Origin of the sequence: Veillonella sp. 3310, assembly GCF_003999875.1 — a bacterium.
Lineage (GTDB): Bacteria > Bacillota > Negativicutes > Veillonellales > Veillonellaceae > F0422.
In genome coordinates this window covers 74,744-86,289 of record NZ_RQVJ01000001.1, presented here as the reverse complement: position 1 = coordinate 86,289, position 11,546 = coordinate 74,744, and the positions used below count along the sequence as shown (strand labels likewise).

Below are 11,546 nucleotides of genomic sequence, written 5' to 3'. Positions count from 1 at the left end.
AGGTCTATCCTCTAATATACAATGACAGTACTCGTAGCATATTCACGACAATGGCTAATAGAAACTTGCATCGTTTCATATCCTAAGGCTTTCATTTGTTGTCCAAAATAGCCTATACAGGTAAGAACTGGTGCCCCCCATGCATCGTGAGTAATCTCGATATCCTGCCAAGAACCGTGGCGAAATCCTGTCCCCAAGGCTTTTACACAAGCTTCTTTAGCTGCAAAGATGCCCGCAAAGGATGCTGCTGCCTGTTTGTTACGTCCCCATGCATAGTTTCGTTCATAGTCCGTAAATACTCGCTGTAAAAAATTATCTCGTCCAATAGCTTGTTCCATACGATGAATTTCGATAATATCTGTACCTACTCGAATCATATTAGCCTCGTAATTTGGCAATCATCATCGCTCTATCTTCTGCTCCGAATACAGCAGAGCCAGCCACTAGTAAAGTAGCTCCTGCTTCACGCACTAGTGGAGCAGTTTCCAAGTTAATACCACCATCTACTTCTACAACAGCTTTTGTATTTCCTACGGAATCCAATAATTCTCGAGCTTGTTTTACTTTTTTCACTGCATTATGAATGAACGATTGACCTCCAAATCCTGGGTTGACACTCATAATTAGAATTAAATCGAGATCTTCTGCAATATCTTCCAATAAAGATACTGGCGTAGATGGATTTAGAGAAACACCGGCTTTCATACCAGTAGCTTTGATAGCTTGAATCAAGCGATGTGCATGTGGTACCGCCTCCCAATGAAAGGTAAAATACTCAACGCCTATCTTGGCATATTCTTCTACATAATCCCCTGGATTTTCTACCATTAAATGTACATCAAAAGGCAACTTCGTATGTGGGCGCAACGCTTTTACCACAGGAGCGCCAAATGTAAGGTTTGGCACAAAATGTCCATCCATCACATCAATATGTAATAAGTCCGCACCACCTTCTTCAATGGTACGAATATCTTCTCGTAAATTAGAAAAATCTGCCGATAACATAGATGGGGCAATTTGAATCATTTTATCGTCTCCTTTGATCTTCAAGTTCTGATTTTATGGTCAAATAGGACTGGTATCTCTGTTCACTAATCTGACCATTAGCTAAGGCATCTTTTACAGAACAAATTGGTTCATGGCTATGGGAACAAGGACTAAATTTACATCCTCCATCATGGTCACCAAACTCGGGGAACGTGTGCACTAACTCTTCCACATCCATCCCAGTATGATCCAGAGCTGAAAAGCCTGGTGTATCCATAATAAATGAACTTTCATCTAAACTGTATAAAGAGGCATGGCGCGTTGTATGGCGTCCACGTTTAATCTTATCGCTAACCGCTCCTGTTTGAAAGGCAAAGTTCGGATCCACTGCATTGAGCAAACTACTTTTACCTACCCCGGAAGGGCCGGCAAAGGCGCTGATTTTACCATGTAATACATGGCGTAACTCATCAATACCTTCACCAGTATACGTCGATGTACAGAGTACAGTGTAACCGATGTTTTCATAGATAGATTTCAGTTTCACTGTGTCTTCTGTATGTAAATCATATTTATTAATCACTAGTATGGGATGTATATGACTATGATGAATCATCACTAATAGACGATCCAATAATAAAGGATGAATATCTGGCTCTCGTGCGGCCACTACTACAATGACTTGATCAATATTGGCAATAGCTGGTCTACGTAATGAGTTTCTTCTCTCTTCAATAGAGTCAATCCAACCATCGTCTGTAATGCTCACCGTATCCCCTACTAAAAGAGAATATCGTTCTTTCTTTAACCGTCCTCGAACCTTACATTCATGTACGTCTCCACTTGGAGTTTGCACATAAAAGTAGCCATTCATATTCTTAATTACAACACCTTGTTTCATAGTCTCTCCTATAAGGATTGCTCTTGTACTAATGCATTATTTAAGTAGATTTGAACTCGTACATTACCAGAGCCAGATACACTTTTCACAATGCGGTCTCCTGGCGCATTAGTGCCATCATAGACAACATGTCCACCATCATCATCGATGACTACTAATTTCACATGTTGAGAAGCACGTCCATTCGGTACCGTCACATCTACAACACCTTTAGTAGTACCACTTTGTTTCGCATTAGCTTCATCTTTTTTGCCATCTTTTGGTTGTCCCACCAATGTAATGCTTTCATCCCGTTTCACCGAAGAACCTGGCGCAGGACTGATAGCTGTAACAACGGCAGAATCTTCATTGGATCCAGAAATCTTACTAATACTTAAACCTAAATTTCCTAAGGCTTCTTTTGCTTCTTTAATGGTCATCCCCACAACATTCGGAATCTCTACGGTAGTCGACTTAGTTTGATTAATCGTAATATCTACAGTAGCCCCTTTGGAGGCTTTACCTCCTGCTTGCAAGCCTTGGCTAATGACTACGCCATCGTCTTTACTAGAATCACTTTCATAAGATATTTTACCAATCGATAAGCCTAAGGCTTTTAATTTTTCTCTAGCCTGATCAAAGCTCATACCTTGCAAGTCCGGTATCGTAATATCTCCAGCACCTTTGCTGACAACTAAATGTACCATACGTTGTTCTTTTACAGATTCCCCTGGTTCAGGGCTTTGTGAAATGACCTGTCCTGCTGGCACATCCGAATTAGTTACTTCTGAACTAGAGACTCGAAGATGTCGCTCTTCCAATAATCTCGTAGCTACACTTAACTGTTTACCTACCACATTCGGCACGTCCACAGTAGAGTTACTCCAGAAGTTACCAAAGCTCAAAAATGCCCATAAAAAGGCTAATAAGAAGGCAAACACGGCACCACCGATCACATATTTTTGTGGTAAACTACCTAATTTTGCCAATATACCTTCTTGTGGTTCATCCTCTTCTTCCATAACGTCTGCTTCCATAGGTGGCAACACTTGTGTCGCAAAATCATGCTGCATTGGTCGTGCTGAAGTACCACCACGATAGCCTAATGACATACGTAAGGCTTGAATCATTTCAGAAATGGATCCAAAACGTTTGCCTGGTTCTTTTTCTAGAGCCATCAATACTACTTGCTCTAATTGTGGTGGAATCATAGGATTCTTGATTCGCGGTGCCACCACACGATCTTTCACATGTTGTAAGGCTACACTAACAGGTGTTTCCCCTCTGAAAGGAACTTCTCCCGTTAATAATTCATAAAGGACAACCCCTAATGAATAAATATCTGTGCTCACATTGATGCTCTTACCGCTAGCTTGTTCTGGGGAAATATAATGAGCTGACCCCATGACAGAGTTGGTATACATCATAGTGGTAGCAGAGTTAATAGCTCTAGCAATACCAAAATCCGTCACTTTCACACGTCCAGAATCAGTAATCAATATATTATGTGGCTTTACATCACAGTGGACAATACCCATCATGTGGGCGTGCTCTAGACCCTCTGCAATAGCTACTGTAATTTTTACCGCTTCTTGCACTGTCACCTGATCACCATGATGCTGAATATATTCTTTCAACGTACATCCAGATACATATTCCATAATAATGTAATGAAAGCCTTGATCAAATCCAACATCGTACATGCTCACTACATTCGGATGATTTAGTTTCCCTGCTGCTTGCGCTTCACGTTTAAAACGAGCTACAAAATCTTGATCACTACCAAAATTTTGATGCAGAATTTTAATAGCCACAGGTCGTCCCAATAGTGTATCTTTCCCACGATATACATCGGCCATACCACCAACGCCTATCTTCTGTTGTACCTCATAGCGATGGTCAAAGACCAATCCTACTAATGTATGTCTATCCATAAGTCACCTCTTTATATACGTCCAAGTACGATTGTTACATTATCTCGTGCTCCCGCATCATACACAAGGTGCACTAAATCTTCCAAAGCTCTACTTTCATTATTCTCTTCTGAAAGTACTTGTTCAATCTTAGACTCTTCAATATAACCAGATAAACCGTCACTACATAATAGGATACGGTCATTCTGATGCACTTCAACTACGCCTGTATCTACTTCTACAGTTTCATACACTCCGATGGCTCGAGTCAACATATTTCGTTTCGGATGATGAATCACTTCATCTTCAGTAATCGTACCTGCTTCCACTAATTGCTGCACCATAGAATGATCTTTTGTCATCCGATGTAAACCTTCTTGTCCATACAGATACAAGCGGCTATCTCCTACATGAGCCCAATACAGGGTATCTTCTTGAACATACGCAACAACCGCTGTGGTCCCCATACCTTCCAACTCCTTATAGGATTGGCTCTTTTCATAGACCATGCGATTTGCTTTTAAAATAGCATTCTCTAATACTTCGGTAGATATTTCAGTAGACTCATTGACTACTTCTACAATAGTATCGACTACCATGGTACTAGCATATTCTCCACCGGTATAGCCGCCCATACCATCTGCTACAATGAGTAGTGGCCCTTGGGCATAAAAACGGTCTTCATTACGTTGGCGAACTAATCCAGTTTTACTGATTCCTAAACTAATCATAACATCCCTTCTTTCAAAGATTGTTGATGTTGTATTTTCAACTGTCCACAAGCTGCTTGAATTTCATCACCCATTTCTTTACGAATCGTCACAGACACGTCGTAGGATTCGACAATAGACTTAAATTCTTGCATAGCTTTTAATGACGGTTTATATAAATTAATATGTTCATTTCCATTGACAGGAATTAAGTTGACATTACAATGTGGAAACTCTTTTGCAATCATACCGAGTTCATGAGCTTCCTTTTCAGAGGCATTCACATCTTTAATCAAAATATATTCAAAGGTCACACGTCGATCCGTCCGTCGATAATACTCCGCCACAGCATCTAACACGTCTTGTAACGCATAGGTGGCGCCTATAGGCATAATTTTCTTTCGACTTTCATCTGTCGTAGCATGCAAGGATAATGCCAATGTGATAGGCAAGCCCAGTTCCGCAAAACGATAAATATTCGGTACTAATCCACAAGTGGACACCGTCATACGACGATAACCTATATTAAAGCTTTCTTTTTCATGAATAAATTGCAATGCTTCCATGGTATGGTCGAAGTTTTGTAATGGCTCTCCTGATCCCATGACAACGATAGAGTGCACTTCTTCTTTGATGATGCTTTCAAAGAGTAATAACTGACCTACAATTTCAGCTACTGTTAGATTCCGGAACAAACCTTCTGTAGTAGATGCACAAAAGATACATCCCATCGCACATCCCACTTGGGAAGATAAACACACAGAGTTGCCATAATGTTGCTTCATCAGTACTGTTTCTACTTGATGCCCATCAGAATATCTGAGCAATAACTTTTTTGTATTTCCATCAGAACTAGTAGATTCTCGCACCACCGTAGGTAATGTAATCGTACAGTGTGTGGTAAGCCATTCACGCATTGTCTGTGGAAGCTGTAACATATCTTCCATAGAGAATACGTGACGTTGATAGATATAATCCATAATCTGTTTCGCTCTGAATTTGGGAAACCCTCCATCTGTTACAACTTTACTTAAAGCTGGCAATGAAAGTCCAATTAATTCTATCATGCTCTCTCCTTACGTAAACGGGCTATAAAAAATCCGTCCATATCATATACGTGTGGCAATAAAGTAACCATAGGGCCTTTTGCTGCAAACGGCAACAGTGGAGCCACATCTTCTAAGACGAAATTAGGGTTTTCTTGTAAAAATCTTTCCACAACCCCTTCATTTTCCAAAGTATTTATAGTGCATGTGGAATACACCAAGTGTCCCCCTACTTTTACATAGGAACTTGCATTTTGCAATATTTGTTGCTGTAACTTTGGCAATTCTTGTAATTGGGATTCCTCTTTTCGCCAACGCATATCTAGTTTCTTCTGTAAAATTCCTAGGCCTGAACATGGTGCATCTACAAGTACGGCATCAAAAGAATCTTTCCATTGTGCCTCTTTTACTGTAGCATCACCTTGTTGAGTCTGTACATTAGACATCCCCATGCGTTTGGCATTTGCCTGTAACAGTTCTACCTTATGCTCATGAATATCCGTAGCTACGATGGTTCCTGTATTGTTCATTAGGGTTGCCATATGCAATGTTTTACCTCCCGGTGCTGCACAGGTATCTAAAATCTGCATATGTTGTTGAGGTTGTACTGCGTAAGCCACAGCCATAGATGCTTCGTCCATAAATGTCATCAATCCCTCTTGCACCCATTTTGCTTCCTGCAATTGACCTTTATGAGCTTTAATGATAATTGCATCTGGAATCATATGACTTGGCTCTACCACCCAGTTTGCCTGTGAAAGCTCTTCTAATAAATCTTGACGACTGATTCGTAATGTATTCACTCGTGCCGTTAATAAAGGTGTTTCATTGAACCACTCACAGAGATCCATCGTTTCTTCTATCCCTCGTTGGTCCATCCATAAACGGACTAGCCAAAGAGGTTGATTATAAATATAGGAAATCCGTTCCTCTTCTGAAGTAGCTAGGGTATCTACACCAATATCTTCGCGTTGTCTGTCTACATTACGAAGTACTGCATTGACAAAACGGTCTGTACCAGGTGCTACTTTTTTCGCCAGTTTTACACTTTCATTCACAGCAGCACTAGATGGTACCTTATCCATATAGAGTAATTGGTATACACCAAGTCTAAGAATCTCTAAAACAAACGGAGATAGTTTTTTTACTGGTTTCTTTGTGAAGTGAACAATAACCGCATCTAAATAGTTTTGGCGACGTACCACACCATATACCAACTCTGTAAAGAATCTACGATCTAGATCCTCTAGTCTTTCTTGTATCATATACTGAGGCAATACAATATTGGCATACTTCTTATCTCTATGTATATCTACCAAGGCTTTCATAGCTAGGCGCCGAATATTTTTATGTTCTTTCTTTTGTTTCGTTTCCATATAGTAACCTTTCTATGACAAGTCTAATGTCTTCTGTATTGACTCTCGTATTACAACAAGGACCACAAGGTCGTTCATTTAAGACACCTATTACGGGAATGGGAAACACATCTGCCATACCACTGACTAAATCTCTTTCACAGGCAATTGCTACAATGGCTTGAGGACGAATTTCTTTGATTTTCAAACGTGCTAATGTACCACCTGTAACGACCACAAAGTGACATCCATAGGTATCTGCAATATCTAGCAAGGTTCCTACTTGGCACCCACCACAACGCTTACAATTATGCACATCTGTAGTCACTTTATGTACGCAACTAGATAATTGTATGCAATGCGGCGTGAGTAGTAATAATCGCTCTGGTTCCACCCGATATACTTGAGTGCTCACAAGATGATTGATTAACGCAATCAAGGATTGACTCACTTCATCCTTGGTATATCCAAAGCATCTAGCTAAGACTGTTACCAACGGAAATAAAAGATATAACCCACGATTAGACAGTCGCAGTAGAATCGGATGTTGTATAGGGTACATTGTAACTAATGCCATATATATCCACATGGACCACCCTATCAATATGGGTAGTAGCAGTCCACTCTCTCCGATAAGCCCTGCAACAGGTCCCCATTGAGACAAGCTAGGATGCATCATCCACACAATCCAACCCCATACCATTGATATCAATAGCATGGCTACAGCTGTCACCGTTAAATACAGACGATAGGATTTATTCATCGCCAAAGCAAGCTCCTACTGCTAACTGATGACCACGAGCAAAATCACCAGCATTCATTCGCTTTTTATTATTTGGCTGCACTTCAGTGACACGTAAGACACCATGACCAGTGAAAATACTGAAAGATTCTTTATCTACATTCACTATAGTACCCTCTTTAGGATAGCCACAAGTTCCTTGTAAATGCTCAGGAGCATAATTAGAGGTAGGGTCAACTTTTGCATGCCAGAACTTAATCCGTTTTCCCGCTAAGAATGTATAACATCCCGGGCTTGGATTGAAAGCTCTAATTTTCGCAGCTAATGTATGTGCTGGTTCTGTAAAATTGAGATGCCCCATCTCTTTCGTAATTTTTCCTGTTTCAATGGCTTCTTCATGATTTTGAGTGATTCTAGTTAATGTACCTGCTTGTAAAGCATCTACGGCTGGTACAATCATTTGTGCCCCTAATTGTGCTAAGGCGGTAAAAATGGTACCAGATGTATCTTCTTCTGTCACTGGAATGCGTTCCATTAGCAAAATATCACCTGTATCTAATCCTTCATCCATATGCATAATCGTCATACCAGTTTCTGACTCTTCATGAAGAATCGCATATTGGATAGGCGCTGCACCTCTAAATTTAGGTAGTAAAGAGGCGTGTAAATTAATGCATCCCAATGGAGGCTGATGAATGAGCCAAGAAGGTAAAATCTTACCATACGCAATAACTACGACAATATCAGGAGCCAAAGTTTGCAACAATTCCTCTGCTTCCTCATTGCGTAAGGATTTCGGTTGATACACAGGAATATCATGCTGTAACGCCAATTCCTTCGTCGGTGGCATTTGCAATTTATTGCCTCGACCTTTCGGCTTATCGGGTTGGCAAAAAACACCTACTACGGAGTGGGAACTGTCGATTAAAGCCTGTAATGTAGGAACTGCTATATCTGGAGTTCCCATGAAAACTATACGTAATGGATTCATTATTGTTGTTCCTTTTTATGGATAAAAATCTCATTGGGATTCACTAACTTTTCCACAAATAAAATGCCATTCAAATGGTCAATTTCATGTTGAAAAATACGCGCTAAAAATCCTTCTGCTTTAATTTTAATCTTTTTATTATTTCGATTGATACCATGTACTTCAATTTTATCGTATCGCTCTACATCGCCAAATAGTTCAGGTACGCTCAAACAACCTTCTAAGCCTACTTGAGAACCTTCTTTTTTCACGATTTCTGGGTTGATGACTTCAATTAAACCATTTCCATCATCTAAGACAATGATTCGTTTGGATACGTTGACTTGTGGTGCCGCCAAGCCTACACCATCTGTTTTATACATCGTTTCTGCCATATCATCTAATAATTGACGAATCTTTTTATTGACAAACTCTACTGGTTCCGCTATTTGTTTTAACACAGGATGCCCTGTTTTCATTACTTCTAAAACTGCCATATTCCCTCCTATACTGGATCCACATCTATATAGATATGGGGCAATGTAAATATATCTGAATGATACATGTATGATTTTATTTTTGATAAATCAATCCCACGGATCATAATACAAAGTCGATACATATCTCGTATCTTTGCGGCACCATTTTCATAGGGCCCTAGTATATCTATGCGCTGACCTACACAAGTCTGGCGCAACGTATTGACTAATTCTGTCGCTCTTGTTCGCACTACTGAAAGCTTTTCATCCAACAAGGTTATTTGTATCATTTCACCGATGGGTGGATACAACAAGGCTTTTCGAGCTTCTATTTCTTTTTGATAAAAGCTAACATAATCATGATGCATACTATGCTGAATAGCATAATGTTCAGGACTATATGTTTGTACTATAACATTTCCTGGTTTATCACCACGACCAGCACGGCCAGCTGCTTGCGTTAGTAAATTAAACGTTCTTTCAGAGGCCGTATACACAGGAATGTGCAAAACAGAGTCAGCTGTAATAATTCCTACTGCGGTAACATTTGAAAAATCATGTCCTTTTGCCACCATTTGCGTGCCCAATAAAATATCATATTGGCCTGCACCAAAGGCTTCCAAAATACGCTGTGATTCACCCTTTTTAGATGTCGTATCTTGATCTAGACGAGCAATTCTAGCTTGGGGAAATCGTTTCGCTAATTCTTCTTCAACCTTTTGTGTACCTGTACCGAAAAATTTAATTTTACGGCTACCACAATGAGGACAGATTTGAGGTATCCTTTCATGATGGTCACAATAATGGCAACGCAAGTCTTGTCCCGCTTGATGATACACCATAGAGATATCACAGTGAGGGCATTGGATAGGTTTACCACAATCTCGACACATCACAAAGGTACTATGTCCTCGACGATTCAACAAGAGAATCATTTGCTCCCGTTTCTGTAGTGTTTCTTGGATTAACGTATCTAGCGCCATAGAAAATACTGAGTAATTCCCATAGAACATTTCTTCTTTCATATCCACAACATTTACCTTAGGCATTGGTTGATGAAAAATTCGATGTTCCAAAGATAGTAACTGATACATACCTTGGTTAGCTAAATAATAGGCTTCTATAGACGGTGTGGCGGAGCCAAATATAATTGGGCATTGATGACTTTCACTGCGCCATCTAGCAACCATACGTGCATCGTAACGAGTCATATCCTGTTGCTTATAGGATGGATCATGTTCCTCATCGACTACAATGAGACCAATATCTTCTGTGGGGGCAAACACGGCAGAACGGGCACCTATGATAATATGGCTATCTTTCCGGCGTAATCGCTCCCAATTATTGTAACGTTCTGATTTTGTTAACTGACTATGGAAGACCACAACTTCTTGGCCAAACTTTTCTACAAATCGTCTTACAATTTGCGTCGTTAAAGCAATTTCTGGAACTAAAATAATAGCAATCTTATCTTGTCGAATCGTTTCTTGCGCAGCTTTTAGATACACTTGCGTTTTTCCGCTACCTGTTACACCATGTAGCAAAAAGGATTTATTTGTATGATTAGCAATGCATTCCTGAATAGGATCATATACAGACTGCTGAGCTTCTGTCAAAGGAATGTCTATACTATCCACAACTTCTTCATACCGTGTTTTCGTCATTGCATAGCGCCATTCTACATCGATATGAGAAGATTCTTTTACTTGCTTAATGACAGGCAAACTAAATCCTGCCAGTCGCAAGGCACTCACCGAAGTTGCTCCATGCTCTACTAAATATTTCGCCAACAAACGCTGCTTTTGTTTCCTCACTCCGAATAGTTCTATGTGAAAGGAATCCTTAGGCACAAGCCATTCCATTTTGGGTCTGTCATAAGATTTTAATTTACTTTTATCGACAGTAAATAAGCTTAATGCCTCTGCAAAGGTGCATAGGTAATACTCACTTAGCTTACGAGCTGTACTCAGCATTTCCGATGAAAACCAAGGCGTTGGATCTAACACGGCTAATATGGGTTTAATCACAAATGGCGGATTTTCTATGTCACAATAACCTACAAGGATTCCCTCTTCTTTGGAGGCTCCTAAGGGAACTGCCACACGAGTTCCAATAGGTACGTCCCCGAATGAGTCAGGTATTTCATAGGTTAAAGGTTTATTCAATTGTTTCGCAGGACGATTGATAATAATTTCACCTAAACGCATCATAACCTCCTGACTAAACACTCTTCATTATACCACGTTTATACCTATGATTCATACTATTTCATACCCTAGTCCTACACATTTTCACGTCATGGCATTTCTTTTAAGGCGAATATATATGAGGGTACAGAAGCAAATGAGTTGGCACACTAATCCCATCCTCTATATGAAATGTCTACAAGATAACCTAAACTCTTATAATTAATACTGGAATAACAAAAATAGAGGATAAAGACATGCGTCTCTATCCTCTATAT

11 protein-coding genes are annotated in these 11,546 nt (G+C 39.9%); all 11 read right to left on the bottom strand.

From position 1 onward, the window contains the following. Positions 1–11: 11 nt before the first annotated feature. The 11 genes from acpS to priA are packed head-to-tail and all read right to left on the bottom strand — an operon-like array spanning position 12 to position 11,289. On the bottom strand, positions 12–374 hold the full coding sequence (gene acpS, locus EO127_RS00465; RefSeq protein WP_164742272.1) for a holo-ACP synthase: 363 nt from the start codon (positions 372–374) through the stop codon (positions 12–14). Positions 375–378: 4 nt separating this feature from the next. Beyond that, entirely contained in the window at positions 379–1,026 is a 648-nt protein-coding gene (gene rpe, locus EO127_RS00460) for a ribulose-phosphate 3-epimerase (RefSeq protein ID WP_127068454.1), read from the bottom strand. Between the two features lies 1 nt (position 1,027). Beyond that, positions 1,028–1,888: a ribosome small subunit-dependent GTPase A gene (rsgA, locus tag EO127_RS00455; RefSeq protein WP_127447555.1), complete on the bottom strand. Its 861-nt coding sequence runs from the start codon at positions 1,886–1,888 to the stop codon at positions 1,028–1,030. 8 nt (positions 1,889–1,896) lie between these two features. Then, a complete protein-coding gene (gene pknB / locus EO127_RS00450) occupies positions 1,897–3,801 on the bottom strand; it encodes a Stk1 family PASTA domain-containing Ser/Thr kinase (RefSeq protein ID WP_127447554.1) in 1,905 nt (634 codons plus the stop codon). Positions 3,802–3,812: 11 nt separating this feature from the next. Next, complete coding sequence (locus EO127_RS00445; RefSeq protein WP_127447553.1) at positions 3,813–4,511, bottom strand: Stp1/IreP family PP2C-type Ser/Thr phosphatase; 699 nt, start codon at positions 4,509–4,511, stop codon at positions 3,813–3,815. After that, on the bottom strand, positions 4,508–5,557 hold the full coding sequence (gene rlmN, locus EO127_RS00440; protein ID WP_127447552.1) for a 23S rRNA (adenine(2503)-C(2))-methyltransferase RlmN: 1,050 nt from the start codon (positions 5,555–5,557) through the stop codon (positions 4,508–4,510). Before rlmN ends, EO127_RS00445 begins: the two co-directional genes overlap by 4 nt. Beyond that, positions 5,554–6,912, bottom strand: a complete 1,359-nt coding sequence (gene rsmB / locus EO127_RS00435; RefSeq protein WP_127447551.1) for a 16S rRNA (cytosine(967)-C(5))-methyltransferase RsmB — start codon at positions 6,910–6,912, stop codon at positions 5,554–5,556. The genes rlmN and rsmB overlap by 4 nt, the downstream gene beginning before the upstream one ends. Further along, complete coding sequence (locus EO127_RS00430) at positions 6,884–7,654, bottom strand: DUF116 domain-containing protein (protein WP_127448050.1); 771 nt, start codon at positions 7,652–7,654, stop codon at positions 6,884–6,886. Before EO127_RS00430 ends, rsmB begins: the two co-directional genes overlap by 29 nt. Beyond that, complete coding sequence (gene fmt, locus EO127_RS00425; protein WP_127447550.1) at positions 7,647–8,624, bottom strand: methionyl-tRNA formyltransferase; 978 nt, start codon at positions 8,622–8,624, stop codon at positions 7,647–7,649. The genes EO127_RS00430 and fmt overlap by 8 nt, the downstream gene beginning before the upstream one ends. Beyond that, positions 8,624–9,100 (bottom strand): peptide deformylase, encoded by a 477-nt coding sequence (gene def, locus EO127_RS00420; protein WP_009353453.1) that lies wholly within the window; start codon positions 9,098–9,100, stop codon positions 8,624–8,626. The genes fmt and def overlap by 1 nt, the downstream gene beginning before the upstream one ends. 8 nt (positions 9,101–9,108) lie before the next feature. After that, a complete protein-coding gene (priA, locus tag EO127_RS00415; protein ID WP_127448049.1) occupies positions 9,109–11,289 on the bottom strand; it encodes a primosomal protein N' in 2,181 nt (726 codons plus the stop codon). Positions 11,290–11,546: the final 257 nt, after the last annotated feature.

Excerpts from the sequence above, each read along its gene's own strand:
- EO127_RS00430 (WP_127448050.1), bottom strand. The coding sequence starts at position 7,654 with ATGAATAAATCCTATCGTCTGTATTTAACGGTGACAGCTGTAGCCATG.
- pknB (WP_127447554.1), bottom strand. The coding sequence starts at position 3,801 with ATGGATAGACATACATTAGTAGGATTGGTCTTTGACCATCGCTATGAG.
- rsmB (WP_127447551.1), bottom strand. The coding sequence starts at position 6,912 with ATGGAAACGAAACAAAAGAAAGAACATAAAAATATTCGGCGCCTAGCT.
- rpe (WP_127068454.1), bottom strand. The coding sequence starts at position 1,026 with ATGATTCAAATTGCCCCATCTATGTTATCGGCAGATTTTTCTAATTTA.
- EO127_RS00445 (WP_127447553.1), bottom strand. The coding sequence starts at position 4,511 with ATGATTAGTTTAGGAATCAGTAAAACTGGATTAGTTCGCCAACGTAAT.
- priA (WP_127448049.1), bottom strand. The coding sequence starts at position 11,289 with ATGCGTTTAGGTGAAATTATTATCAATCGTCCTGCGAAACAATTGAAT.
- fmt (WP_127447550.1), bottom strand. The coding sequence starts at position 8,624 with ATGAATCCATTACGTATAGTTTTCATGGGAACTCCAGATATAGCAGTT.
- rsgA (WP_127447555.1), bottom strand. The coding sequence starts at position 1,888 with ATGAAACAAGGTGTTGTAATTAAGAATATGAATGGCTACTTTTATGTG.
- def (WP_009353453.1), bottom strand. The coding sequence starts at position 9,100 with ATGGCAGTTTTAGAAGTAATGAAAACAGGGCATCCTGTGTTAAAACAA.
- rlmN (WP_127447552.1), bottom strand. The coding sequence starts at position 5,557 with ATGATAGAATTAATTGGACTTTCATTGCCAGCTTTAAGTAAAGTTGTA.